Origin of the sequence: Micromonospora sp. NPDC005173 (assembly GCF_040608515.1) — a bacterium.
In the GTDB taxonomy this organism is placed as follows: domain Bacteria; phylum Actinomycetota; class Actinomycetes; order Mycobacteriales; family Micromonosporaceae; genus Micromonospora.
This window is the reverse complement of sequence record NZ_JBEXIK010000005.1, coordinates 95,066-120,461: the sequence shown is the minus strand read 5'-3', so window position 1 is coordinate 120,461 and position 25,396 is coordinate 95,066. Positions and strand designations below refer to the sequence as shown.

Below are 25,396 nucleotides of genomic sequence, written 5' to 3'. Positions count from 1 at the left end.
GCGGCCGGTCGGCACTGCGGCGGGATCAGCTGGTGAAGGTGATCCGGTCGCGACGGCGGCGCAGCATCAGCAGCGCCCCGCCGCCGATGAGGGCGACGCCGCCCAGCGCGATGCTGGTGACGGCGACGCCGGTCTTCGGCAGGCCGCCCTCGCCGCCGCCGCTACCCGTGCTCGGCGACGGCGAGATCGAGTCCGACGGCGCGACGGAGTCCGACGGCGACACCGACTGCGACGGCGAGGTCGACTGCGAGGGGGACGTGGACTGCGACGGGGAGACGGAGGTCGACGGCGTCGGCGACGCGGTGGTCGACGGGCTTGGGCTGGGCGACTGGCCGGTGCCGGCGCACGTGTGGCTGAGGTTGAACTTGTCGGCCCCGCCGGTGATCTGGGCGGTGCCGGCGCTCAGCGTCCAGCCGGCCGGGGTGAAGACGTAGGCGTGCATCACCTTGTCGCCGGCCTTGTAGAAGTAGTCCGGGTACGCGTCGGTGCTGTCCGGCACCCGCACCTGGACCGGTGTGGAGCTGTTGGCGAAGGTGAGGGTCAGCGACTCGAAGCTGCTGTCGCCCCGCCCCTGCTGCGGGAGAACGAAGTGCCACCCGTCGTAGCCGGCCGGAAGGTCGTCGAACCGTTCGTCGCCACACTCCTGGTTGGCGAAGGTCCCCGCCTGCGAACCCACGTGGGCCGGGTTGAGCGAAATCGACGTGGCGACCGCCCAGGCGGGCGAGCCGATGGCGAGACCGGCCGTGGCGGCGGCCGTGCAGACGGCCGCGCGCGCCAGGCGCCGACGCTGTGGCATGAGGATTCCTCCGAGATTGGCCGAGGGGACGGCACATGATCCATCCGCGGGATCCCCGACCGGCATCGGTCAATCGGCCTGAGCTGCGACGACGTCCTGGACAGGAGGTGGATCCCGGCGGACTTTCCCGGCCGTCGAGCGCGTGTCGCGGTAACGCGTACGTGCGCTGCGACGCTGCCGGCGCACTCGGCGGGCTTCCCAACCGGCGGTGTCCACATTACATTGTCGCTTATCCATGGGAGCGCTTCCATAGATGCTCATGGTCACTCCACCACCCCGCAGTCGCCGGTGGCCGTGCCGTTCGACGCCGTCCCGCGTCGGTGCGGCCGCCGGCGGCGCCTCCGACAGGAGCCCGCCATGCGCCACCCCACCCGGCCGGTCCCCGGCCACCCCGGCCGATCGCCGGTCGTCGACCAGCCCTGGCCGCGGCGGCTGCTGGCTGCCGGCGTCGCCCTGCTCACCGGGCTGTCCCTCGCGGTCGCCGCACCCCCGTCCGGGCCCGCGTCCGCCGCGCCGGCCTTCAACTACGCCGAGGCGTTGCAGAAGTCGCTGCTCTTCTACGAGGCGCAGCAGTCCGGCCGGCTGCCCGACTGGAACCGGGTCTCCTGGCGTGGCGACAGTGCGCTCACCGACGGAGCCGACGCGGGGCTGGACCTCACCGGCGGCTGGTACGACGCCGGCGACCACGTCAAGTTCGGCTTCCCGATGGCGTTCAGCGCCACCATGCTCGCCTGGGGCGCGGTCGAGTACCGCAGCGGCTACACGGCCTCCGGGCAGTTGCCGCACCTGCTGAACAACCTGCGCCACGTCAACGACTACTTCATCAAGGCACACCCCGCGCCGAACGTCCTCTACGGACAGGTCGGCAAGGGCGACGACGACCACAAGTGGTGGGGACCCGCCGAGGTGCTGCCAATGGCGCGGCCCGCGTACAAGATCGATGCGAGCTGTGGCGGCGCGGACCTGGCGGGGGAGACGGCGGCCGCGATGGCCGCCTCCTCGATGGTGTTCCGGCCCACCGACGCGGCCTACGCCGACCGGCTGCTCGGGCACGCCCGGCAGCTCTACACCTTCGCCGACACGGTGCGGAAGTCATACCACGAGTGCATCACCGATGCGACCAGCTTCTACCGCTCGTGGAGCGGCTGGCAGGACGAACTGGTCTGGGGCGCGATCTGGCTGTACCGGGCCACCGGCGAGGCCAGCTACCTGGCCAAGGCCGAGAGTGAGTACGACAAGCTCGGCACCGAGAACCAGTCCACCACCCGCTCCTACAAGTGGACCATCGCCTGGGACAACAAGCAGTTCGGCGCGTACGTGCTGCTGGCCAACCTGACCGGCAAGCAGAAGTACGTCGACGACGCCAACCGCTGGCTGGACTACTGGACCGTCGGCGTGAACGGCCAGCGGGTGCCCTACTCGCCCGGCGGGATGGCGGTGCTCGACTCCTGGGGTGCACTGCGGTACGCCGCCAACACCTCCTTCGCCGCGCTGGTCTACAGCGACAGGACCACCGACGCGACCCGCAAGGCGCGCTACCACGACTTCGCCGTCCGGCAGATCAACTATGCGCTGGGCGACAACCCGCGCAGCTCCAGCTACGTCATCGGGTTCGGCGCCAACGCGCCGCGCAACCCGCACCACCGCACCGCGCACGGCTCCTGGTGGGACAGCCAGAGCGTGCCCGTCGAAACCCGACACACCCTCCACGGCGCGCTGGTCGGCGGCCCGTCCGCGGCCAACGACGCGTACACCGACAGCCGGTCGGACTACGTGATGAACGAGGTGGCCACCGACTACAACGCCGGCTTCACCTCCGCGCTGGTCCGGCTGGTCTCCGAGTACGGCGGCAATCCGCTCACCGGTTTCCCGGTCGCCGAGACGCCGGACCTCGACGAATTGACCGTGGAAACCACCGTGATGCAGGCCGAGCCCCGGGCCACCGGGCTGAAGGCGATCATCTACAACAAGTCCGCGTTCCCGGCCCGGGCCCTGACCGACGGCCGGTTCCGGTACTACTTCCGCCCCGACGGCACCGGGCCGGTGCAGGTCACCGCCGGCTACACCCAGGGCTGCCCGTCCCCGACCACTGCCCGGCAGTTCAGCGGCGACATCTGGTACGTCGAGGTGGACTGCACCGGGCACACCATCGCGCCGGCCGGCCAGTCGCAGCACCGGATGGAGGTCCAGTTCAAGATCGGGGTGCCGGAGGGCGGCACCTGGGACCCCACCAACGACCCGTCGTACCAGGCCACCGCCGGGCCCAACGCGCGCGTTCCGCTGTACTCGGGCGGCACCCGGGTCTGGGGCGACGAGCCCGGACCGGCCACGCCGGACACGACCGCTCCGACCGTGCCCGGCCAGCCCGTCGCGTCCAACCTCACGGCCCGCTCGGTCACCCTGACCTGGGCGGCGTCCACGGACAGTGGCGGTAGTGGGCTGGCCGGGTACGAGGTCCGCGAATTCCTGGTCGGCAACGACGTGGTGGTGATCCGGCCCGTCACCGGCACCTCGCTGACCGTCTCGACGCTGCTGCCGGAGCGGACGTACCAGTTCACGGTGGTGGCCCGCGACGGCGCTGGCAACACGTCGGCCGCCTCGCCGACACTCAGCGTGACCACGCCGCCGGCCGGTAGCGTCGACACCACCGCGCCGAGCGCGCCCGGCACCCCGGTCGCCTCGGCCGTCACCGCCACCGGGCTCACCCTGAGCTGGCCGGCGTCGACCGACAACGTCGGCGTCACCGGGTACCGGGTCTACCGGGAGGCCAGCACCACCGACCCGCTGGTCGGCTCGCCGACCGCCGCCACGCTGGCGGTGTCCGGGCTGACCGCCTCCACGGCGTACCAGTTCTACGTGGTGGCCGTGGACGCGGCCGGCAACACCTCCGCGGCGTCCGTGCCGGTCGCCGTGACCACCGCGCCTCCGCCAGCCGGCGGTGCCTGCGCGGTGGGGTACGTCACCAGCGACTGGAGCACCGGCTTCACCGCCACCGTGACGATCACGAACACCGGCACCACCGCGATCAACGGCTGGACGCTGAGGTTCAGCTTCCCCGGCGGGCAGACCGTCAGCCAGGGCTGGTCGGCGACGATCAGCCAGGCCGGCGCGGCGGTGACCGCGACGAACCTCTCCTACAACGGGACCGTGGCCCCGGGGGCGTCGGTGAGCTTCGGCTTCAACGGCACCCACTCCGGCAGCAACCCGAAACCCACCGCCTTCACCGTCAACGGCACCGCCTGCACGCTCGCCTGACCGAGATCTTGGACAGTTGCCGTTCACCGGGAACGGCAACTGTCCAAGATTCACTTGTCGTCCCGCCAACCGGCGGCAATGAGGGCGCCACGGACGGTTGAGGTCCCGGCCGGCTCACTCCACGAGGTCGTCGGCGAGCAGGTCCATCAGCAGGCCGTCGTGCCAGCGACCGTCCTCGCCGCGCTCGTAGCGGCGCAGCACCCCCACCGGTCGGAAACCAGCCTTGGCGTACGCCCGGATGGCGGCGCTGTTCGCCGCCGCCGGGTCGATGGTGAAGCGGTGGTGGCCGTACTCGTCGATCAGGTGCCGGGCCAGGGTGCGGATGGCGTCCACGCCGAGCCCGGCGCCGCGTACCGCCGGGTCGAGGAAGATGTCCAGGCTGGCGTGCCGGTAGTCCGGGTCCGATTCGGCGTACCACTGGATCGCGCCGATCACCCGGCCGTCGTGCTCGATGGCGTACAGCGTCAGATCGTCGTCGTCCAGGTCGGCGCGGACGGAGTCGGTCAGGTCGTCGCCGCCCCGCCACCACCGGCGTACCTCCGGATCGGCCCGGATCGCCGCGAGGGCCGTCACGTCGTCGTCCGTCACCGGCCGCAACGTCACCGCACGCCCCCGCAGCATCGGCTCAGCCCCGGATCTCGCCGTGCTCGACGCAGACCGCCGACCAGCCGACCGGCAGCACCTGCACCTTCATCCGGCGGCGGCAGTGCGGGCAGTAGCGCGGCGGCTCCAGCGCCCGGGCCGCCGCGCACGACTCGTGCCCGCCGATCGCCGCGTCCTCGCCGCAGCGGTCACACCAGCGCTGCGCCGCCACGGGCTCGACAAGCTCGGTCACGTCGTTCTCACCGGATCATCTCAGAGGGTCGCCGAGAGGGCCTTGACCGGCATCTTCAGCTCGTCCAGCAGGTCCAGGTCGGCGGTCGCTGGCCGACCCAGCGTGGTCAGGTAGTTGCCGACGATCACCGCGTTGATGCCACCGAGCAGACCGTCGCGGGTGCCCAGGTCACCGAGGGTGATTTCCCGGCCGCCCGCGTACCGCAGGATGGTGCGCGGCATGGCCAGCCGGAACGCGGCGATGGCCCGCAGCGCGTCCTTGCCCTCCACGACCGGGCGGTCACCCAGCGGCGTGCCGGGGCGGGGGTTGAGGAAGTTCAGGGGCACCTCGTGCGGGTTGAGCTCGGCGAGCTGCGCGGCGAACTCCGCCCGCTGCTCGACGGTCTCGCCGAGGCCGAGGATGCCGCCGCAGCACACCTCCATGCCGGAGTCGCGGACCATCCGCAGCGTCTCCCAGCGCTCCTCCCAGGAGTGCGTGGTGACCACGTTCGGGAAGTACGACTGGCAGGTCTCCAGGTTGTGGTTGTAGCGGTGCACGCCCATGTCGACCAGGTCGTCGACCTGCTCCTGGGAGAGCATGCCCAGCGACGCGGCGACCTGGATGTCGACCTCGGCCTTGATGGCGGCGACGCCCTCGCGCATCTGCTTCATCAGCCGGGCGTCCGGGCCGCGCACGGCGGCCACGATGCAGAACTCGGTCGCCCCGGTCTTCGCGGTCTGCTTCGCCGCCTCGACCAGCGACGGGATGTCCAGCCAGACCGAGCGCACCGGGGAGGTGAACAGGCCGGACTGGGAGCAGAAGTGGCAGTCCTCCGGGCAGCCGCCGGTCTTCAGCGAGACGATCCCCTCGACCTCGACCTCCGGGCCGCACCACCGCATCCGCACGTCGTGGGCGAGCTGGAGGGCGGCGGGCAGGTGCTCGTCGGGCAGGTTGAGCACGGCGAGGACGCCGGCCTGGTCGAGGCCGACGCCGTCACCCAGGACCTGGGTTCGGGCCTGGTCGAGGATCTCTGGCATGGCTCGTACCCTACAAGGCCCCCGGGTCAGCGGGAACGGCCTGCTGGCCGGTCGGCCCGCTCGCAGCGGGCCTGCCTCGAAGCTGGAGTTCGGTGCAGGTTTGGCCCCGCGTACCGAGTGGATCCGTCGGGCCGGTGGTGGCGGGTGGTAATTTCGCCCGGCGGGTGTCGGGGTGACCGGCCCGCACGGCGGCGAAGGGGTGACGGTGGCGGACTGGCTGGCGGCGCTCGACCGCCGCGCGGATCTGCGGGCGAAGGCCGGGCTGACCCGGCGGCTGCACCCGCGTCCCGCTGGCGACGGGATGACCGATCTGGCCGGCAACGACTACCTCGGCCTGGCCACCCATCCGGAGGTCACGGCCGCGGCCGCGGCGGCTCTGTCGGCGTACGGGCTGGGAGCGACCGGGTCGCGGCTGGTGCGCGGCTCCACCGATGCGCACCAGGCGCTGGAGGACGAGCTGGCGCATTGGCTCGGCACCGACCGGTCCCTCGTCTTCTCCTCCGGCTACCTGGCCAACCTTGGAGCACTGCGGGCCCTCGTCCAACCCCGGACGCTGCTCGTCTCCGACGCGCACAACCACGCGTCCCTGATCGATGGCTGCCGGATCTCCGGCGCGGAGACCGTGGTGACGCCGCACGCGGACGTCACAGCGGTGGCCGCAGCGTTGTCGGCCGCCCCGGGCCGCCCGGCGGTGGTGGTCACCGAGTCCGTCTTCTCGGTCGACGGCGACCTCGCCCCGCTGGCCCGGCTGCACGAGGTGGCCCGTCGGTACGGCGCACTCCTGCTGGTCGACGACGCGCACGCGCTCGGCGTGACCGGTCCGACCGGCGCCGGTGCGGTCGCCGCCGCCGGGCTGGCCGGCGAACCGGACGTTGTCGTCACCGCCACACTGTCCAAGGCGCTCGGAGGAGCGGGTGGCGTGGTCGCCGGCCCGGCCGAGTTCGTCCGGCACCTGGTCGAGACCGGGCGCACCTTCATCTTCGACACCGCGCTGCCGCCGGCGGTCGCCGCCGGCGTGCACGCCGCGCTGCGGCTGGCCCGGGCCGGCGACGGCCTGCGCGCCGAGCTGGCCGACCGGGTGGCGCTGGCGGTCGCTCGGCTGCGCGCGGCCGGGCTGACCGTCTCCGCGCCGGACGCGGCGGTGATCTCGGTGACCGCTCCCGGGCCGGAGGCGGCGACCAGCTGGGCCGCCGACTGCCGGGACCGGGGCGTCGCCGTGGGCTGCTTCCGGCCGCCGTCCACCCCGGACAGCCGTTCCCGGCTGCGGCTCACCATCAGCGCCGGGGTGTCCCGGGCCGATTTTGAACGCGCCCTGGACGTCATCGTGGAGTGCGCGCCGTGAGCGCGAGGAGCGAGCCGGGTTTGCGAGCGCTGCGGTGAGCGAGCCGTGGCGTGGCCCGGTGCTCGTGACCGGCACCGACACCGAGGTCGGCAAGACCGTGGTCACCGCGGCGATCGCCGCCGCCGCGCAGGCCGCCGGCCTGCGGGTGGCCGTGGTCAAACCCGGCCAGACGGGTACGTCCGGCGGCGAACCCGGCGACGTGGACGCGATCAACCGGCTGGCGGCCCCGCTCACCGGCCGTACCCTCGCCAGCTTTCCGGACCCGCTGGCCCCGCTGGCCGCCGCTCGGGTCGCCGACCTGCCGCCGCTGGAGCTGTACACCGCCGTGGACGCGGTTCGCGACGAGGCCGACAAGCACGACCTGGTGCTGGTCGAGGGTGCCGGTGGGTTGCTGGTCCCGATGGGGCTGCGCCCGTCCGGCGAGCCGTGGACGATGGCCGACCTGGCGGTGTCGCTCGGTGCGCCCGCCGTGGTGGTCGCCCGCGCCGGGCTGGGCACGCTCAACCACACGGCGCTGACCCTGGAGGCGCTGGACCGGCGGGCGGTGCCGGCCGGCGTGGTGATCGGCGCCTGGCCGGCCACGCCGGAGCTGGTGCACTGGACCAACCTCACCGATCTGGTACCGAACCTGCTCGGCGCGTTGCCCGCCGGCGCCGGCGCCATGGACCCGGGCGTGTTCCGGCGCTCCGCGCCGGGCTGGCTCACCCCAGCCCTGCACGGGGTGCTCGACGACTGGCGGGCCTGGGCCGAGGAGATCGGCTGATCACCTGACTTTCGTCGGTGTCCGGCCAGGTCGTGCGTGGGTAGCCTGGCCGCCGTGAGGATCCCGAGGTGGCCGGTGGACGGGGCGTCGGGCGTGGCGCGGCCGAAGGATGCGTTGCTCTGGGTGGTGCTCGCCGCCCCCATCGGGTTCGCGGGGCTGACCCCGCCGTTCTCGCGGCACGGTCTGGCGTCGCTGGTCGGCGGGCTGGCGCTGCTGGCCGTGGCGGTGGTGCTGAGCCGGCGTCGGCCGCTGGTCGGCCTGCTGCTGGTGGTGCTCGGGTCGCTGGTCGACGGCAATTTCGTCTTCGCCATTCCGGTGTTCAGCTACCTGACCGGGCGGCGCAGCGCCGGGGCGGCCCCGGCGGCCGTGCTGTTCGGCGTGATCGCGTTCGGTGGCACGGTGCTGAACCTGGGGTTGCTCGGCACCGCGGCGGGCACCTGGTTCATGCTCGCCTCGGTGCTGCTCTTCGCCGGTGTTTTTCCGTGGCTGGTGGGCCGGTACCGCCGGCAGCAGCAGGAGTTGGCCGACGCGGGCCGCCGGCAGGCTGACGCGCTGGCGCGCGAACAGCGCGGCGCCGCCGAGCGGATCCGGCTGCGCGAGCGGGCCCGCATCGCCGAGGAGATGCACGACTCGCTCGGCCACGACCTCAGCCTGATCGCGCTGCGCGCCGCCGCGCTGGAGCTCGCCGACGACCTCGACCTCGCACACCGGGCGTCGGTGGGGGAGTTGCGGGCCAGCGTCGCCGCCGCCACCGAGCGACTGCACGGCATCATCGGCGTGCTGCGGGAGGAGGGCGGCCCTGCTGGGCTCCGGCCCGCCGGGGAGACCGTCGCCGACCTGGTGGAGGGTGCCCGGGAGGCGGGGATGGCGATCCGGTTGGACGTCCCGCCCGGTGCGGTCGAGCTGCCCGGGATGACCGGGCTCGCCGCGCACCGGGTGGTCCGGGAGGCGCTCACCAACGCGGCGCGCTACGCCCCAGGCGCCCCGGTGACCGTCACTCTCGCCCCCGCTGCGGACGAGATCGAGGTGCGGGTAGTCAACGAGCTGGCACCGGCCGGCCCGCTGCCCACCCCACCGTCCTCCGGCAGCGGGCTGCTCGCCCTCGCCGAACGGGTCCGCCTGGCCGGCGGCATGCTGGACGTTGGCCCGCGCCCGGACGGCGGCTTCGCGGTACGGGCCCGACTGCCACTGCCCACCGCCCCTGCCAGCGTGGTCTCCGCTGTCCCTGCCGCCGGTGGGTGGCCGGCTGCGGATGAGGCGCCCGGCCCGGTCGAGGGCGGCGCGGAGCGGCCGGCCGACGCCGAGCTGCGTGACGCCCACCGACGGGTACGGCACAGCCTGCTGCTGGCGCTCGGCGCCCCGGCCGGCCTGGCCCTCGTCCTGTCGCTGATCTACTACCCGGTCGCCACGGCCGGCACCGTGCTGGACGAGTCGGCGTTCGACCGGATGCGGCCGGGTGTGGCGCGCGGCGATCTGGCCGAGCTGCCCCGGCGGCAGGTCGACCCGAGTGCCGGCGTACGGCGGGCCGGCTGCGAGTACTACACGGACGGTAACTTTCCCCTCGCCGCGCCGACCTGGCGGCTCTGCTTCGCCGACGGCCGACTTGTCAGCAAGGAGCGGATCTGACGATGACCAGCGACACCATGGAACGTGGGCCGGTACGGGTTGTCCTCGCCGATGACGAGGCGATGATCCGGGCTGGTGTTTGCGCCATCCTCGCCGCCGATCCGGGCATCGAGGTGGTCGCCGAGGCCGGCGACGGGCGGGCGGCGGTGGAGTTGGTCCGCGCACACCGGCCCCGGGTGGCGCTGCTGGACATCCGGATGCCGCGGCTGGACGGGCTGGCCGCCGCCGCCGAGATCCGCCGGGTGGCGCCGGCGACGGCGACGGTCATGCTGACCACGTTCGGCGAGGACGACCATGTGGCCCGGGCGCTCGGACACGGTGCCAGCGGGTTCCTGCTCAAGGCCGGGGACCCGCGCGAGTTGATCGCCGGGGTGCACGCGGTCGCCGACGGCGGGGCGTACCTGTCGCCGCGGGTGGCCCGCCGGGTGATCGAGCTGGGCGCTGGGCGGTTGGCCCGCCGGCCCGCAGCGCGGGACCGGACGGCGGCGCTGACCGAGCGGGAACGGGAGGTGCTGGCGCTGGTCGGGGCGGGGCTGTCCAACGCCGAGATCGCCCGCCGGCTGCACCTGGTGGAGGGCACCGTGAAGAGCTACCTGACCAGCATCTTCACCCGGTTGGACGTGCGTAACCGGGTGCAGGCGGCGATCATCGCCTACGAGGCGGGGCTGGTCGACGGGTGAGCGGGGGCCGGCAGGCCCCCGCTCACCGTTCAGGCGTCGCGGCGGCGCAGCGCGACCCGGCCCAGCAGCAGCGCCGCGCCGGCCCACCCGGCGAGCAGCAGCAGCCCGACCGCGCCCGGGTACGGCTCGGTGTCGCCGGCCAGGAAATGCCCACCGGCCACGCCGGGGAACACGTCGGCGATCCGGTTCAGCACGGCGATGTCCGGCTCCTGAAGCGACAGCGGCACGATCATCAGGGTGGCGAACAGCACGGTGAGGGTGAGCACCGCGCTGCGTAGTGCCGCGCCGAGGCCCAGCGCGAGCACGCCGACCAGCGCCAGGTAGGTCGCCACCGCCACGATGTCGCTGATCGTGCCGGCGACCGGCACGCTGCCCCACTCGCCGAGCGCCGGCCCCGCGACCAGTGCGCCGACGCCGCCGAGCAGCAGCCCGAGGGCGAAGGTGACCGCGCCGGCGACCACGGCCTTGGCCAGCAGCACCCGGCCGCGTGCCGGGGTGCACTGCAGGGTCGTCCGGATGGTGCCGCTGGTGAACTCGGCGGTGATCGCCAGTAGGCCCAGCGCCAGCACGGCGTACTGGGTCAGCTCGACGGAGTCGATCACCACGCTGCCGGCGGTGACGATTCCCCGGTCGTCGAGCGGGTCGTCGTTGGTGTTGTCGTTGGCCGCGTAGATGGCCAGCTGGACGGCGCTCGCAGCCATCAGCAGCAGCGCGGCCAGCGCCGTCCACCAGGTGGTCCGCACCGAGAACAGCTTGGTCCACTCGGCGGCCACCGCGCCGCGGAAGGCGGTCGGGGCGGGACGGGTGTTCGGGATGGTGTCGGTGCTCATCGTGCCCCGCTTCCGGTCGGGCCGCCCGCGTACTCGACGCTGGCGGCGGTCAGCTCCATGAACGCCTGCTCCAGCGACGCGCCGTGCGAGCTCAGCTCGTGCAACCGCACCCCCAGCTCGTACGCCAGGTCACCGACCCGGTCCACGGTGCTCCCGGTGACGGTCAGCTCGTCGGGGCCGGCCGGCTCGACGGTGGCGCCGGCCGCGACGAGGCGCGCGCCGAGGGTGGCCAGCCCGTCCGGGTGCGGACTGCGGACCCGGACGGCGACTGCGCTGCCGGCGATCACGTCGTCGATCGGCGCGTCGGCGAGCAGCCGTCCGCGGCCGATCACCACGAGCTGGTCGGCGGTGAGCTGCATCTCGCTCATCAGATGGCTGGAGACGAAGACGGTCCGTCCCTGGTCGGCGAGCGAGCGCATCAGCTGTCGGACCCAGCGCACCCCGTCCGGGTCGAGGCCGTTGACCGGCTCGTCGAACATCAGCACCGGCGGGTCGCCGAGCAGCGCGCCGGCGATGCCGAGCCGTTGACCCATGCCGAGGGAGAGGGTCTTGCCCGGCTTGGCGGCGGCGCGCTCGTCCAGCCCGACGGTGTCGAGCACCTCGTCCACCCGGCGGGCCGGGATGCCGTTGCTGCGGGCCATGGCCAGCAGGTGCGCCCGGCCGGACCGGGTCGGGTGGATGGCCCGGGCGTCGAGCAGCGCGCCCACCTCGTGCAGCGGCTGCCGCAACTCCCGGTACGCCCGGCCGCCGACCAACGCCTGCCCGGCGGTGGGCCGGTCCAGGCCGAGGATCATCCGCATGGTGGTGGACTTGCCGGCGCCGTTCGGGCCGAGGAAGCCGGTGACCCGGCCGGGCGCGACGTCGACGGTCAGGGCGTCGACCGCGACGGTCGCTCCGAACCGTTTCGTCAACCCACGTAATGTGATCATGCGTTGACGCTAGGCGCACGGACCGCCCTGCCGCCGCGCCTGAACGGCAGCACTGCGCCCTGACTTTCGTCAGGTCCGCAACGTCGGTCAGCCCACGTAGTCCTCCAGCACCGCCGGGGTGAGCCCGGCCCGGTGGATCGCCTTCAGCGCCGCGAGGAGGTCGTCCATGAGCGCCGGCCGGAAGTGCATCAGCAGTACGTCGCCGGGCCGGACGACCTTCTCCGGAGTCTGGTAGCGCACTTTCCCCTCGTGGACGGTCTCGGTCCAGTGGAAGACCGCCTTCATGCCGCAGTCGTGGGCGGCCTTCAGCGTGGTCGAGTCCCGGTCGCCGAATGGTGGGCGGAACAGGGCCGGTCGCTTGCCGAACAGCGTCTCCAACGTGTCCGCCGCGCCGCAGATCTCGTGCTTCTGGGAGGCGTACGACCGGCCCGTCAGCGAGGGGTGCGTGATGGTGTGGTTCGCCACGACCCCGCCGGCCGCCTCGATCTGCCGGAAGTAGTCGGTGTGCTCGGCCGCCGCCGGCGAGTTCAGGAACATGGTGACCGGGATGTGTGCCTCCCGGATGAAGTCGATCACCTCGGGCGGGCGGGCCAGCCCACCGTCGTCGATGGTGATGAAGGCGACCTTCTGCTCGGTTGGCACCCGGTGCCAGAACGGCGCCGAGCCGTTCGCCGCCGGCTGCACCGGTTGCGGTGGTGGTGCCGCGGGGAAGGCCGGCACCTGCGACACGTACCAGGCCAGGCTCTTGAATGCGGGCTTTCCGGTCGCGGACGGCGAGGTCGACGGCGTCGCCGAGGGCGCGACGGACGGGCTCGGTTGATCCGCGGTGATCCGCTGGACCTGGAGTCTGGGGCGGTGGTCGGCTGCGCAGGCGCTCAGCGCCAGGAGGGCCAGAAGTGTTGCCGCGCGGATGCGGCGCACAGGGGTTGCTGACACGCCCGGAAACGTATCGAGTCGCTGTCAGGATCTTGCAGCCCGGTGGTGCTCCCGCTGGCGGCACCGAGGTGTTGCCCGGGCTGCCTAGTCTCGGTTCAGAGTTGCTTCGGTCAACGGGGGCGGCGGATGGCGCGGTGGATCATGCAGGTGCTCGCCGCATGTGGCTTCGGCCTGCTGCTCGGGTTCATCGGACTGAGCATGACCTTCAATCTGTTCGGGACGGTCGACGAGCAAGCCCGGCAGATCTCGAAGAGCTCGTGGAACCGCCTCTGGGGAGCGCCCGATCGCGACCCGGCCGAGGTAGGGCAGGATGTCGGCTTCCAGATCGGGCGGCTCATCGTCGGCGGTAGCACCCTGCTTCTCGGCGCGGCCGCGGTGATCGGCAGCATCGTGCTACTGGTCCATGGCCCGCTCGACTGACCGGATCACGAAGGCGTCGGGCATCCGGAAGGTGAGGTTGTCCGGGCACCAGGGCGCGCGGACCACGGTCACCCCGTCGAGCAGCGGCGCGGCCTCGGCCACCACCACGGCCGCCTCCATCCGCGCCAGCACGTCACCGACGCAGCGGTGCGCACCGGCGCCGAACGCCACATGCCGGCGCGATCCGCGCTGACCCGGGCGGAACTCGTCGGGCGCCTCGACGACCGCCGGGTCCCGGCCGGCGCGGGCCAGCCAGAGCACGAGGCTGGTGCCCGCCGGCACCACCGTCCCGCCCAGCGTGCTGTCCGTCGCCGCGACTCGGCGCCAGGTGACGATCGGCGGTTCCAGTCGCAGTCCCTCCTCCACCACGTCGGCCACCGCGACCTCGCCGGTGCGGAGCCCGGCCCGCACCGACGGCTCACCGGCCAGCCGGTGCAACAGCAGGGTCAGGAACTGCGAGGTGGTCTCCTGCCCGGCGACCAGCAGGAAGAAGAGCGCGCCGACCACCACGTCCGGCGCGTGCCCGGCCGCGCGCAGTTCGGCGGCCAGCCCGCCGCCGGTGGCCGCGAAGTCGCGCAGCACGCGGTGGAACCGGCCCACCTCGGTGGCGAGCGCCTGCTGCCGGTCGGCGTCCAGCGGCGCCCAGAACAGCTCCAGCGCGGCCCGGGCGAATTCCTTGACCGCGCCGACCGGTGCGTCCGGCAGCTCCACCAGCCGGGCCAGCACCAGCAGTGGCAGGTCCGCGGCGAGTTCCGCGTAGAGGTCGACTGGCGCGCCGGCGTCGAGCGTGGCGGCCAGCCGGGTGACCCGGTCCCGGACCAGCGCGGTGAGCCAGGGGCGCTGCGCGGCGACCCGGGCGGGGTGCAGCGCGCCGGCGACGATCGACCGGATCTCCGGATGGCTGGCGCCCGAGTTGTTCGCCAGGGTCGGTGGCAGCCGGAACCGATGCCCGGCGAGCACCCGCAGCGCCGTCACCGGCATCGGGGTCACCGCGTCCAGCGCGTTGTCCGGCCGGTAGGTCGCCGGGTCGGCGAGGACCTGGCGGACCAGCGCGTGTCGGGTCACGACCAGATGGGGTACGCCGACGTGGTCGGTCACCGTGGCCACGTCCGGCCAGGGTGCCTCGACCTCGGACGCCCAGCTCCGGAACAGCACGCCGCCACGCTAGCCGGCGGCCCCCGGCAGCCCGGCCCGCAACTGCCACACGGTGGTGCGCTTCACCCGGACGCTCTCCAGGGCCTCCGGCACCGGCACGTCGTAGTGGGCCAGCTCGTCGAAGCGGTCCCGGGGCAGGAACGCCCGACCGGGGTCGCCGACCAGCACCAGGGCACCGGCACGGGCGGCGCGGAGCAGGAATCGCAGCATCCGGCGGGCCATCGCCTCGCTGTAGAAGGCGTCCCCGGCGAGCACCACCTCGGCCTCCCCGGCGTCGCCGTCGAGGATGTCGCCGAACTCGGCGTCGACGCGTACCCCGTTGGCCTCGGCGTTGAGCGCGACCGCCGCCACGGCCAGTTCGTCCACCTCGACGGCCCGGACGGCGGCCGCGCCGGCCTGGGCCGCGGCGATGGCCACCAGGCCGGAGCCGGAGGCGAGGTCGAGCACCCGGCGGCCGGCGACCAGCTCCGGGTGGTCGGTCACGTAGCGGGCGAGGGCCTGGCCGCCGGCCCAGGCGAAGGCCCAGAACGGCGGCGGCCGGTCGGTGCTGAACTCACCCTCGGTCAGCTCCCAGAGCCCGATCGGCTCGTCCGCCTGGTGCAGCCGCACCTCGGGGACGAAGGCCACCGGGGTGAGCCGGGCATGCAGCCGGACGAAGGTGGTGGAAAGTTCGGACACGTCGGCGATTGTCCCAGCGACCCGGAGCCCGGCGTGTCGCGGGGGATCGGTGACCGGTTCACCACCGTCGGTGAAACCGCGCACTGTCCTTGCCGCCCGGTGCGAACACACCCGTCTGGTCGGGTCGACGCCCCGCTCCTAGCGTTGCGTGGTGGAGGCAACCGAACGGAGACGGCGGTGGTGACGGTGTGGCGGTACGCGCTGCGGCTCGGGGTGGTGCTGGCCTGTCTGAGCGGGGTGGAGCTGGTGCTCGCCGCTCCGGCGCAGGCGGCGTTCACCACCGAGTTGAGTGGACTGCCGGCCCGGTTCACCGCCGGCGACCAGGTGCGCACGGTCTCCGCGGTGGTCTCGCGGACCGACCGGCGCGGCGGGTGCGTGAAGGTGCGCTGGTCGATGGTGCTCAGCGTGCAGGGCATCCGACTCGACCAGGTGAAGATGGACCGGGTGGAGGAGACCGGCGACTTCCCGCTGGAGATCCAGACCGAGGGCGACGTGGCCCGGCTGACCGACCGGCAGCTCGACCCGGGCACGCTCTGCCCGGACCGCACGGTCACCGCCCGCTACCGGTTGGCCTTCGCCGAGGACGTCACCCAGGGACGGGTCACCCTCGCCGCGGAGGCGTACGACGCGAACCTGCGCCTGCTGGCCCGCCAGACGGCCACCCGCTCGGTGGTGGGGGTCGGCGGCGTCCCGAGCAGGTCGGCGGAGCCGACCGGAACACCAGCGGAGCCCAGCGACCCGGCGAACGCGCCGGGCGAGGAGGAGAGCGCGGAGCCGGTCGGCGACCAACCGGTCGACGCCGCGCAGCCGGAGGCCGGCCGCCCGGTATCGCAGGCCGGCGGCTTCGGCGTGACGCAGGCGGCGTTCCTGCTCGGCGGGCTGCTGCTCTCGCTCGGGTTGGGGCTGCTGCTGCGGCTGCGCCACCTGACCCGGGTCACGACCGCGGAGGCCGACGACCCACCGGTGGACCGGCTGTGGGAGCGGCCGGCCGGCAGTTGGCGAACCGCCGGCCGCTGATTCGAGGTCGAGGTGGTCGGGGCCGGCGAAGGTCCGCCGGCCCCGACGGTGTCACTTCGAGAACGCCTGGAACTCGGCGATCCTGACCTGGTTCCGGGCCGGGCTGGCGGTCGCGCAGTCCGTCGTCGTGGCCGGGTCGTTGTCCTGCTCACCGGCGTACTGCGGGCCGCCGGTGCACTGGCTGGCCAGCACCTCCAGCCGCAGGTGGGTGGCGAGCGTGGTGGGCACCGCGAACGTCCGGAGGTTGATGTCCCGGGTGTACGCCCGGTACGCCCCGCCGGGGAACGCGTCGCCCGCACTGGTGTAGATCCGCTGCCAGCGCGCCGGATCCGCGCAGTCAGTGGTCTTCGCGTTGCAGGCCGACACCGCGAACGAGCGCAGCGCGCTGAGCGCGTTCTGGCCGCCCGTGTCGGCGTCCCCGGTGATCGCCGGGCGCAGCATGGCGCTGACGTTCACCCGCTTGACCACCTGCGGTGCGTCCCCGGGCAGCGCCACGGTGAGCTGCCGGCCGGCCACCCCGTCCAGCGAGGCCCAGTTCGTCGCCTCGGTGTCGTCGGCGACCCGGTCCAGGTTGACCCCGTCGCCGCTGACCGTGGCGCCGGACGCCGTGGACGCGAGGTTGCGGCTCATCCGCAGGTCCACGTATCCGTCGTGATCGGCCTTGGCGACCACGCTGAGCCGCTGGTGCCCGAAGCCGGGCGCCACCGCGAGCAGGTCGTACGTGCCGGCCACCAGCTCCACGGTGTCCGGGATCGGCGTGGCCGGGTCAGTGTCCGCGATCGGCATCGCCCGTGCCTCGTACGCCCCGACGTACACCCGGATCGGCGCGTCGGCGCTATCCCCGCGCGGGCGCAGGGTGAGCGTCGCGTTGCCGCCGCGCGGCGAGGCGAAGCTCGGCGTCGGGTCGGTGTCACCGGCGCCGTTGGTGACGGCGTCGCGGCCCATCCCGGAGCGGGCGAACTCGGCCCAGATCAGGTCCTGGTTCGCGCCGCCGAAGCGGAGCAGGTCGGCGGTGAGCATGTTGTCCCGCATGTCGAGCATGCTCACCTGGCTGGCCGCCTGGAGCAGGAACGAGTCGAAGACCAGCTGCGACCAGCGCCGGTTGCCCGGGCACTTGTCGGCGGCGACCTTCCCCTGCGCGCACTCCAACTGCCGCTGCGGGGTGCCCAGGCCGTACCGCTTGACCAGCGCGGAGCGGACCCGGAAGTTGGTGGCGCCCCAGATCTCCCCGTCGGCGTGCACGGCGGGACCACCGGTGTTGTAGCCGATGTCGGAGTAGTTCAGCGGGCTGCGGCTGAGGTCGTAGTTGCGGATGCCGCTGACCAGGTTGCCGGTGACGTAGCCGCCGGTGACGAAGGGCGTCTCGCCGGGCGCGCGCAGCCCGTGCTGGAAGAGGTACTCGGCGGCGAGCAGGTCGCTCCACGACTCACCCATCGACCCGCCCTGGTGGCCGCCGATCCCGCTGTCCGGGCCGGCGATCATCCGGTTGCTGATCGCGTGGGTGTACTCGTGGCCGATCACCGTCATGTCGTAGTCGCCGTCCACGCACGGCGGGTACGGCCCGCCGGCCTGCGGCTGCCACAGGTACATGTTGGTGGTCGGCGGCAGCCCGTCGCGCGGGGTGCCCTGGTTGGCGTTGTTCCGGTTGCCGCTCAGGGCGCCCTGCTGGGCGCGGCCCTGCTCGGCGTCGCCGCCCAGCCCCGCCGGGGTGAGGTTGACCGCCTGGAGGTTCCACGCCGACTCGGTGAAGCCCAACTGGTACGCCCAGTCGTGCATCCGGTTGTGCATGGCGAAGAGGTTGCCGATCGCCGCGTCGGCGTCGTTGCGCTGCGCGGAGGTGAACACCTCCGGATTGCACTTCGCCTGGTGCCACTGGTCGGTGAACGGGTACTCGTAGCGGCGTTCCGGGCTGGGGGTGGCCGGGACGACCGGAGTGCCGGCGCCCCAGGAGAGCACCGTGTTGGCCGAGTTCCCGCGCGAGGTGAAGGTGGGCGTGCCGGTTGCCGCGTCGACGTCCCACGGCTGGCCGGTCGCCGGGTCGCGGAACGCGGCCTGACAGCCGGGCGTGGGGTCGCCGCACCAGCGCACCCGGGGGTCCTGCCCGGGAGCGAGGTCGCGGGGCGGGGTGGCCGGGAAGACCGCCCAGCTCGGGTTGTCGGAGTCGAAGTCGACGAGGTCCTCGCGGACCAGCACCTGCCCGGTGATCCCGTCCACGTAGGTGGTGAACGCGGCCGGGTGGTCGGTGTCCGCGCCGATCAGCGTCACCTCGTATCCGGCCCGAGGCCCGTCCACCGGGGTGGGCACGGCCACCGCGCGCACGGTGTGGCTGGCCACCGCGCTGGCGTCCAGCTTGGCGTCGGCGAGCGCGGCGGCGTACGCCTGCTCGGCGGTGCGGGTGGCCGGCGCGGGTGCGCCGGTGTCGCGGGCCAGCGAGGAGCTGACCGAGAGCACCGCGCCGCCGGAGACCGCGATGGTGACCAGGCCGTCCGGGCCAGCCGGCAGGTCGCCGAAGCGCTGCCGCAGGGTGACCACGGCGCCGCTGCCGATCGGGCGGACCAGCACCCGCTCCAGGCTGGACACCGTTGCGGTGTCCATTCCGAACAGGTCGCGGTTGGCGGCCAGGTAGGCGCGGGCTGCGGCCTCCGGGTCGGTGGGCAGGCCGGTGGCGAGCGGGGTGCGGCCGGGGCCGAGCGCCTGCGGGGTACCGAGCCGGTTCCACCGCACGTCGGGGTCGGCGGCGCGGGCCAACCCGCGCTGGCGGGCGTCCGGTGCCGCCGTACCGGTGCGGTTGTCGACGTCGGCGTGCTGGTGCCCCTCGGCGAACGGCCCGGAGCGGCGCTCGGCGGACGGCGCGCCGCCGGCGGGGGCCGCGGTGCTCGCGCCGGTGGGGAGCAGCGCGGCGACCGTCGCGGTCGTCGCCAGTACGGCGATGAGCCGGCGTCGACGCCGGCTCATCGGGGGTGACCACTCCGGTTGTGGCACGGGACCTCCTCGTGGGAGCGGGATGGCCGGCGGCCGCCGGCCGACGCTGCGCGGTAACGCATGCGCATCTGTGGATATCAGCCGCTAGGGGTGGCGGCAAGGCCCCGGGCCGGCGACGCGCCGACAGATCGAGATAAATCAACGGTGCCGGTGCCCGCACGCCCGGCTGCCCGCCGGATCGACCCGGCCAAACGGGGTCAGTCCAGGTCGGTGGGATCCAGGCCGAGTTCCCGGGAGGTCACCAGCCGGACCCACTCGCCGAACTGCCGGCGGGAGATCACCCGGTCGTGCACGGCGAGCTGCACGGCCAGGCCGTCCATCACCGCGCTGATCCGCCAGGCGGCCCCGTCCGGGTCGGCGCACTGGAAGGTGCCGTCGGCGACCCCGGCCGAGATCACCGCGGCCAGGTCCTGCCGCCAGCGCAGGTCGAGCCGGCGGGAGACCTTCTCCACCTCGGGGGTACGCAACGACTCCGACCAGCCGTCGATCCACATCGACCAGGAGGTGGCTCGCCCGGCCGGGGTGTAGAGCTTGAGGATCCGCCGGAGCTTGGTCAGCGGCGGGGCCGAGGAGCGGGTCACCACGTCCAGTCGGGCCAGGTCCTGCTCGACCGCGTACGCGAATGCCTGCGCGAGCAGTCGCTCCTTGGTGGCGAAGTGGTAGAAGACCAGCGCCTGACTCACACCGGCCGCCTGCGCCACGTCCGCTGTCCGGGTGTTGGCCAGACCGCGCTCGACGATCACGTCACAGGCGGTGCGCAGCAGGGCATCCAGGCGGATCTCGGCCGCACGTCTCGTCACGACCGTTACCGTAGCCTATCTGCCCGAACACGAACAGTTACCGCCACCGTCCGATTCGTCGCACGACAGTCGGAAGCCGGACACTTCCTGAGGATGCCGCCTGTCGTTCTTCTGGGAGAGTTCGTCGAGGTCCGCCGGCACTGGTCGACGCACCGGGACGCCCACCGAGGGGCTCCCCGCCTGCGCAGGGCGGCAGGCCCCGGCGGTGCCGGAGTGTGACGATCAGGGAGTACCAGGTCAGCCCCCTAGGAAGCCGGTCGGTGGTGGCTCAGGTCCCGCCAGCGGTCGTGCGCTCGTCCACCGGCTCGGGGATGGGACGCGCCGAGCCGGACCCCGAGTTGGCAGTCGTTCATCGGCTCGGCTAAAGTTCTCATCCGTGACCCGGGAACGCCCGGGGGGCGTGCGGACGTAGCGCAGCTGGTAGCGCATCACCTTGCCAAGGTGAGGGTCGCGGGTTCGAATCCCGTCGTCCGCTCGGAGCTGCCGCCACGTATGACGGGGGCAACCTCGGTGGGGTGGCCGAGAGGCGAGGCAACGGCCTGCAAAGCCGTGTACGCGGGTTCAAATCCCGTCCCCACCTCAGCACAAGGCACGGGCGATTGGCGCAGTGGGAGCGCGCTTCCTTGACACGGAAGAGGTCACTGGTTCAAACCCAGTATCGCCCACCAGCAAAAAGGCCAGGTCAGAGATTATCTGACCTGGCCTTTTCTTGATCTCACCCTAGATCATGAGTCACCCATGAGTTGCGACGGTCTCCATGCCCGCAGACACGCCGGCCAGCCCGGACCGAGCCGCACTCATCGCCGGTCATCTAGAACGACCCGGACTGCCATACCGCCGTCTGGCGTCACAAGCGGGCGCGGCTTCAGCTCGTGCTTCCACAGGATTTCGCATATCTGGTCGAGGCCTCGAGTGAGGTGTCGACGGTAGGTTGAGAACGGTAGATTCAACCGAAGGGCGGCACTTTGTTGGGTTCGTGACCCTTCAAGGTAGGTGGCGGCAACGGCGCGATGCATTTTGACCGTACGCGGATCCTCGCGCAGTGCGCTGACGGCGTCGCCGAGCACATCTCGCAACGCCCCGGCCACTGCCGCCTCGTCGACCGGGTGACCGGCGAGCGAATGCCGGACGAGTTTAGCGTGCCTGAGTGGGTTGGCAGCCAGTTCGCTGGTGCTCCGCCAGCTACCGAACGCATGCCGTACTGCCGAGTCGAACTCGGTTCGCGACAGTTTGTTCATGGCGCCGGCAGGTTGAGTGGTGGGCGACGTGTTGTAGCGGTCCGCGAACCAGTATTCGAGGGGGGCGTGCTCCCAATTTCGGCCGAACAGCGTGTGCTCCACGCCGTCGATTCGGGGGCGCTGCGGGACCGGCCGGTGTTGTGCGTGGTCCATGAGCCGACGCCAGTAGTCGGGATCGGCGGGCACGACATATGAGCAGGCCAGATTCTCCGCTTGTACCCACTCCGCCATGATGCGCAGCTGCATGGGGTGCAGCCTCGGCGTTACGCGGTGGTACGAAGCGGGATAGGCAATAAACCGGTCAATCCTGATGTGCTCGTGGGCGCGCAGCGCGCCGGCCTCGGTGGCGTGGGCCCAGGCGGCAGCCGCGACCGGGTCTCGCTGGAGTGCCTCTCGGTCACCAGCACGAAGCCGGATCCATACCATGAACGCGACGAGAGCCCCAGATTCCGAACGATAGAGGCGTACGCACTCCGGCTCTCGCTGCAGCCAGAAGTCCAGAATGGCGATGGACTCCGGCCCTTCGGTCTCGGCCGCCATCGCGAGGATGTCGTGGCGGTCCTCCGGATTCATGGCTGCCTCGCGTAGCTGTCCTTCATACGGGGTGCTGAAGGAGTACCGGTCCTCCTCCTCCAGTTCAGGTAGCAGGAGGTGAGACAGGTCCCGCATCGCGGGCAGCACGTCGGAACCGGTGGCGGCCCGGCCGACCTGGAGCAGGTACGGCCAGATTCGGTTGTAGATTTCGGCGTAGCGCTGTTGATTTCGCCATCGCAGGTCCGCCTCCAGGACCCCGCGGACGATGTCGTGCGGATATATTCCGCGTGGACCCAGTTCTACGTATGGTTGCTGAATCAGCCAGTCGAACACCATGGCAGCGTCCGACTTGCTCATCACCGTCTGCAGCAGTCCTTCCGTAGTCACACGCGCTTGGGTCAACACGGTCAGCGCCACACGATGCGTCTCACTCGGCACGGGTCCCACGAGCTGACCCATCAACGGCGCGATGAAGTCCTGCGTGGGTCTCCACCTGGCATGGGAGGCACCGATGCGGGCGGCGGCCTCTGCCATGAGGCTCAGGGCCAACGGATTCCCGCCGGCGAAGGCGGCGATGATGTCTCGTAATTCCGGCCTCACACCACGGGCATCGAGCAACGCGGCAGACTCCTTGAGACTGAGCCCATCGAGCTCCAGCACTTGAAGTGTGCCCGCCCAGGCTACATCGGAGGTCCAGCTGGCCGCCGGTGGTCTGCGGCCGGCCACGACCACCACCACACCGGTCTTGACCTGTGGAAGGAAGCGGTCCCGCAGCCAGTCTTCCAGAACCTCGCACTTCTCGAAGGTGTCAATCAACACCACCGTTCGGTGATCGGTGTGTGCCGTCTCCGCCTCCACAAAGAATTCGGCAGGAGACGGCTCCGTGCGGCCGTCAATTTCGATCACAGTGCGACCGGATTCCTCGGCTGTGTCCTTGAACCGCCGGAGCAGCGACGACTTGCCGATTCCACCGGGCCCATGCAGAAAACACACCGCGTATGCGCCGGGCTCACCGGCCAGCGCGGCCCGAAATTCGGCCAAGTAATGCTCTCGACCGATGAGACCGCGAGCACGAGACTCGCGGAGACGGCCCGCCAACCGGGCCTGCGGCGGGGGCGGGAATTCAAGGATGACGCAAAGGTCCCTTAACAAGTCTGAGCGCTAGGCTGCTGCGGCTACGAGGCGGCCGGCTCAAAGCGTAGACGGGTTCAACGTTCTGCCATGTTCGACAACGATCACCCTTTGGCATGGCGACTTTGATGAAAGTTCAGCCTACCCGAAGCGGGCGGGTCGACTGCCTCCAGGGACAGTCGCCCCCACTACCTCGGTTTATTGACTGATTACTGCAAGACGCCCGGGCCAAAGCCTTTCTGTATGTGCCCACCCGCATGGCCGCACGACCTCATCGCGTGAGTGATGTCAGCAGCTCCCGCAGCCAGGCGATCTCCGTGCGGCTGGTGGTGGTGGCGATGCGGAACAGCCCTTGGCGGAAGGGGTCGTCAGGGAAGTCGGCGGCACGCAGTGGTCGGTCACCGTCCCAGAAGAAGCTCGCCGGCTGGGTGAGGAAGTCGAGCCGACGCTGCAGGACGGCGGCCTGGCCGGCCGGGTCGTCGAGATGGCGCAGGAAGGCCAGCAGCGTGAACCAGCGGTTCTCGTCGGTGATGAACAGTTCGTCGGGGGTTCGGAGCTGACGTCTCAGCTCCGCCTCCCCGGCTGGGCTGAGGATGAGTACGTGCCGTGGTGCCGCCACCTGGCCGGCCTGCACATCGCGACGGAGAAAGCCCGCGCGCTCCATCCGCTTGATCGTCGGGTACAGCGTCCCGTCCGCGATTGGTCGGACGTGGCCGGTGAGCGCGGCCACGCGCCGGCGCAGCTCGTACCCGTGCAGCGGGGCGTCGGCCAGGAAGCCCAGTATCGCGAACTCCAACATCGTGTTAGCTTACCTCCGCAACGGTATACCTCGAAGCCGAGGTATTAGTCAGGAGGTACGTGATGCGCGGCGCCCAGGTGCGACCAGATGGCACGACGATCCGCTGGGTGGAGCTGCCCGGCGCCGAACCCACCCGGGTCTACCTGCACGGTCTGGGCGCCTCCTCGCCGGTTTACTACGCAGGAGTGGCCACCAACCCCACACTCGCCGGACGGCGCAGCCTGATGATGGATCTGCTCGGGCACGGCATCAGCGACCGGCCGGCCGACGCCTCGTACACGTTGGAGGAGCACGCCGATCTGCTCGCCACGGCGCTGACCGCGGCCGGCGTCAGCGGCGCGGAGGTGATCGCCCACAGCATGGGCGGCGCCGTCGCCATCGTCCTGGCCGCGCGCCATCCGTACCTCGTCGCCGCACTGGTCCTGGTCGACGCCACCCTCGACCCGCAGCCTCCGGGCGTCGGCATTCAGGCCCGCTACACCGAGGAGCAGTTCGTCCGCGGCGATGGTCGAGCCGAGACGCTCGACCGCGTCGGCCCGGCCTGGGCGGCGACCATGCGGCTCACCGGTGCGGAAGCGCTCTACCGCACCGCGGCGCACCTTGGCGCCGGCACCACCCCCACCATGCGTGACCTGCTGCTCGACCTGCCTGTGCCGCGTACCTACCTCCACCCGGCCGACAACGAACCGATCGGTGCGCGTGCCCTCAGCGACGCCGGCGTGCGGGTGGTCGCCGTGCCGGGCTCCGGCCACAACATCATGTTGGACAACCCCGACGGCTTCGTCGCGGCCACCGCCGCGGCACTGCTGGCGTAGGGCAGGCGGTCGACCCGTACCCGGAGGGCTCGGCTCAGAACGTCAGCAGCCGGAAGGTGCCCACGGTGCGGAAGCCGAGGCGGCGGTAGACGGGCTCGCCGACGGGAGTCGAGGTGAGAGCGGCCGTGCGGACGCCCCGCTCGCCGGCTAGGTCGAGCGCGGCCCTGGTCATTGCCGCGCCGATGCCCCGCCGGCGCTGCTCGGGCTGAGTGCCGACGAAGTACAGCGTGACCAGGCCGTGGCTGAGCCAGGCGACGGCCGTCCCGACGATCCGGTCGTCGAGGCGGCCGGCCAGCCTGAGCACGGTGCCGTCGCCGGAGAACGCCTTCTCCCGGTCGATCGCCGCCGCCACGCCCTCCGCCGGGATTCCGGACACCCGGGCATACGCCGGGACGAACGTGTCCAGGTCGGTGCTCTCGCTGATGTGCAGCCCGGCGGGCGTCGGAGCGTCGGCCGCGTCACCGATCGCCACGGTCATGATCGGCAGACGGGCGACATCGACGGCGCCGAGGGACGCCAGGCCGTCGGCCGTGCCAGCGTCGCTGTCCGGGCCGACCCACCACACTCGGAGTACGCCGTCGAGGCGGCGCCGGGCCTCGGTGAGGGCATCCTGCGGCGTACGCCCGGTCACGCGCAGCACGCCGTTGAGGGGCGCGTGCGGCACGTCGCTGCGATAGGTCAGTAGGTCGGGGTCCCCGGGCTCGCCGATGTTCCAGCCGAGCAGGTAAGCCCGGTGCGCGGCCAGAACGGTGTCGAGGAACTCCACGAGTCGGATCGTAACGCGGGCCTCTGGGCAGTATGTGGAACGAACGTACAAGT

The 25,396-nt window shown here is 72.1% G+C and carries 22 protein-coding genes and 3 tRNA genes; 11 read left to right on the top strand and 14 right to left on the bottom strand.

Translation table 11 applies throughout. The annotated features are described in order from the left end of the window. Positions 1-25 precede the first annotated feature (25 nt). A complete protein-coding gene (locus ABZV00_RS09305; RefSeq protein ID WP_355603386.1) occupies positions 26-796 on the bottom strand; it encodes an LPXTG cell wall anchor domain-containing protein in 771 nt (256 codons plus the stop codon). A gap of 357 nt (positions 797-1,153) precedes the next feature. Between ABZV00_RS09305 and ABZV00_RS09300 the strand changes: the two genes are divergently transcribed. Further along, positions 1,154-4,051: a glycoside hydrolase family 9 protein gene (locus ABZV00_RS09300; protein WP_355603383.1), complete on the top strand. Its 2,898-nt coding sequence runs from the start codon at positions 1,154-1,156 to the stop codon at positions 4,049-4,051. A gap of 114 nt (positions 4,052-4,165) precedes the next feature. Here the strand turns inward: ABZV00_RS09300 and ABZV00_RS09295 are convergent, their stop codons facing one another. From ABZV00_RS09295 to bioB, 3 genes are read right to left on the bottom strand one after another with little or no spacing between them, the layout of a single operon-like run. After that, positions 4,166-4,672 carry a GNAT family protein gene (locus tag ABZV00_RS09295; RefSeq protein WP_355603380.1) on the bottom strand — a complete coding sequence of 169 codons (507 nt, stop codon included), beginning with the start codon at positions 4,670-4,672 and terminating at the stop codon, positions 4,166-4,168. Positions 4,673-4,676: 4 nt separating this feature from the next. After that, complete coding sequence (locus ABZV00_RS09290) at positions 4,677-4,886, bottom strand: hypothetical protein (RefSeq protein ID WP_328425065.1); 210 nt, start codon at positions 4,884-4,886, stop codon at positions 4,677-4,679. Between the two features lie 20 nt (positions 4,887-4,906). Continuing rightward, positions 4,907-5,902 carry a biotin synthase BioB gene (bioB, locus tag ABZV00_RS09285; RefSeq protein ID WP_328425067.1) on the bottom strand — a complete coding sequence of 332 codons (996 nt, stop codon included), beginning with the start codon at positions 5,900-5,902 and terminating at the stop codon, positions 4,907-4,909. A 205-nt stretch (positions 5,903-6,107) separates the two neighbouring features. On the opposite strand from bioB, the gene ABZV00_RS09280 reads away from it, so the two are divergent. From ABZV00_RS09280 to ABZV00_RS09265, 4 genes are read left to right on the top strand one after another with little or no spacing between them, the layout of a single operon-like run. Then, on the top strand, positions 6,108-7,244 hold the full coding sequence (locus ABZV00_RS09280; RefSeq protein ID WP_355603722.1) for an 8-amino-7-oxononanoate synthase: 1,137 nt from the start codon (positions 6,108-6,110) through the stop codon (positions 7,242-7,244). 58 nt (positions 7,245-7,302) lie between these two features. Further along, positions 7,303-8,007, top strand: coding sequence for a dethiobiotin synthase (gene bioD, locus ABZV00_RS09275; RefSeq protein ID WP_355603720.1), 705 nt, complete (start codon positions 7,303-7,305; stop codon positions 8,005-8,007). Positions 8,008-8,061: 54 nt separating this feature from the next. Beyond that, positions 8,062-9,633 carry a histidine kinase gene (locus tag ABZV00_RS09270; RefSeq protein ID WP_355603375.1) on the top strand — a complete coding sequence of 524 codons (1,572 nt, stop codon included), beginning with the start codon at positions 8,062-8,064 and terminating at the stop codon, positions 9,631-9,633. A gap of 2 nt (positions 9,634-9,635) precedes the next feature. Next, entirely contained in the window at positions 9,636-10,313 is a 678-nt protein-coding gene (locus ABZV00_RS09265) for a response regulator transcription factor (protein WP_355603372.1), read from the top strand. 29 nt (positions 10,314-10,342) lie between these two features. Here the strand turns inward: ABZV00_RS09265 and ABZV00_RS09260 are convergent, their stop codons facing one another. The 3 genes from ABZV00_RS09260 to ABZV00_RS09250 form a co-directional block, all read right to left on the bottom strand. Continuing rightward, on the bottom strand, positions 10,343-11,143 hold the full coding sequence (locus ABZV00_RS09260) for an ABC transporter permease (RefSeq protein WP_355603369.1): 801 nt from the start codon (positions 11,141-11,143) through the stop codon (positions 10,343-10,345). After that, positions 11,140-12,072, bottom strand: a complete 933-nt coding sequence (locus tag ABZV00_RS09255; RefSeq protein WP_355603366.1) for an ATP-binding cassette domain-containing protein — start codon at positions 12,070-12,072, stop codon at positions 11,140-11,142. Before ABZV00_RS09255 ends, ABZV00_RS09260 begins: the two co-directional genes overlap by 4 nt. 87 nt (positions 12,073-12,159) lie before the next feature. Further along, a complete protein-coding gene (locus ABZV00_RS09250; RefSeq protein WP_355603363.1) occupies positions 12,160-13,008 on the bottom strand; it encodes a polysaccharide deacetylase family protein in 849 nt (282 codons plus the stop codon). Positions 13,009-13,149: 141 nt separating this feature from the next. Between ABZV00_RS09250 and ABZV00_RS09245 the strand changes: the two genes are divergently transcribed. Continuing rightward, on the top strand, positions 13,150-13,428 hold the full coding sequence (locus ABZV00_RS09245) for a hypothetical protein (RefSeq protein WP_355603361.1): 279 nt from the start codon (positions 13,150-13,152) through the stop codon (positions 13,426-13,428). Here the strand turns inward: ABZV00_RS09245 and ABZV00_RS09240 are convergent. Continuing rightward, entirely contained in the window at positions 13,402-14,535 is a 1,134-nt protein-coding gene (locus ABZV00_RS09240; RefSeq protein WP_355603717.1) for a cytochrome P450, read from the bottom strand. The genes ABZV00_RS09245 and ABZV00_RS09240 overlap by 27 nt on opposite strands. A 57-nt stretch (positions 14,536-14,592) precedes the next feature. Beyond that, the gene (locus ABZV00_RS09235) at positions 14,593-15,261 is read right to left on the bottom strand and encodes a 50S ribosomal protein L11 methyltransferase (protein WP_355603358.1); all 669 of its coding nucleotides are present in this window, start codon (positions 15,259-15,261) and stop codon (positions 14,593-14,595) included. Between the two features lie 177 nt (positions 15,262-15,438). On the opposite strand from ABZV00_RS09235, the gene ABZV00_RS09230 reads away from it, so the two are divergent. Next, complete coding sequence (locus tag ABZV00_RS09230; protein ID WP_355603355.1) at positions 15,439-16,278, top strand: hypothetical protein; 840 nt, start codon at positions 15,439-15,441, stop codon at positions 16,276-16,278. A 51-nt stretch (positions 16,279-16,329) separates the two neighbouring features. On the opposite strand, the gene ABZV00_RS09225 is transcribed toward ABZV00_RS09230, so the two are convergent. Continuing rightward, entirely contained in the window at positions 16,330-19,260 is a 2,931-nt protein-coding gene (locus tag ABZV00_RS09225; protein ID WP_355603352.1) for a M36 family metallopeptidase, read from the bottom strand. A 197-nt stretch (positions 19,261-19,457) separates the two neighbouring features. After that, positions 19,458-20,060 (bottom strand): TetR/AcrR family transcriptional regulator, encoded by a 603-nt coding sequence (locus tag ABZV00_RS09220; protein WP_355603349.1) that lies wholly within the window; start codon positions 20,058-20,060, stop codon positions 19,458-19,460. A 402-nt stretch (positions 20,061-20,462) separates the two neighbouring features. On the opposite strand from ABZV00_RS09220, the gene ABZV00_RS09215 reads away from it, so the two are divergent. The 3 genes from ABZV00_RS09215 (at position 20,463) to ABZV00_RS09205 (ending at position 20,728) form a co-directional block, all read left to right on the top strand. Continuing rightward, positions 20,463-20,535 (top strand) — tRNA-Gly (locus ABZV00_RS09215). Between the two features lie 34 nt (positions 20,536-20,569). Continuing rightward, positions 20,570-20,640, top strand: a tRNA-Cys gene (locus ABZV00_RS09210). Between the two features lie 13 nt (positions 20,641-20,653). Beyond that, a tRNA-Val gene (locus ABZV00_RS09205) sits at positions 20,654-20,728 on the top strand. 129 nt (positions 20,729-20,857) lie between these two features. On the opposite strand, the gene ABZV00_RS09200 is transcribed toward ABZV00_RS09205, so the two are convergent. Then, a complete protein-coding gene (locus ABZV00_RS09200; protein ID WP_355603346.1) occupies positions 20,858-22,930 on the bottom strand; it encodes an ATP-binding protein in 2,073 nt (690 codons plus the stop codon). A gap of 304 nt (positions 22,931-23,234) precedes the next feature. Next, complete coding sequence (locus ABZV00_RS09195; RefSeq protein WP_328425091.1) at positions 23,235-23,762, bottom strand: PadR family transcriptional regulator; 528 nt, start codon at positions 23,760-23,762, stop codon at positions 23,235-23,237. 62 nt (positions 23,763-23,824) lie between these two features. Between ABZV00_RS09195 and ABZV00_RS09190 the strand changes: the two genes are divergently transcribed. Continuing rightward, positions 23,825-24,577 carry an alpha/beta fold hydrolase gene (locus tag ABZV00_RS09190; protein WP_355603342.1) on the top strand — a complete coding sequence of 251 codons (753 nt, stop codon included), beginning with the start codon at positions 23,825-23,827 and terminating at the stop codon, positions 24,575-24,577. 34 nt (positions 24,578-24,611) lie between these two features. Here the strand turns inward: ABZV00_RS09190 and ABZV00_RS09185 are convergent, their stop codons facing one another. Further along, entirely contained in the window at positions 24,612-25,343 is a 732-nt protein-coding gene (locus tag ABZV00_RS09185; RefSeq protein WP_355603340.1) for a GNAT family N-acetyltransferase, read from the bottom strand. Between the last annotated feature and the right edge of the window lie 53 nt (positions 25,344-25,396).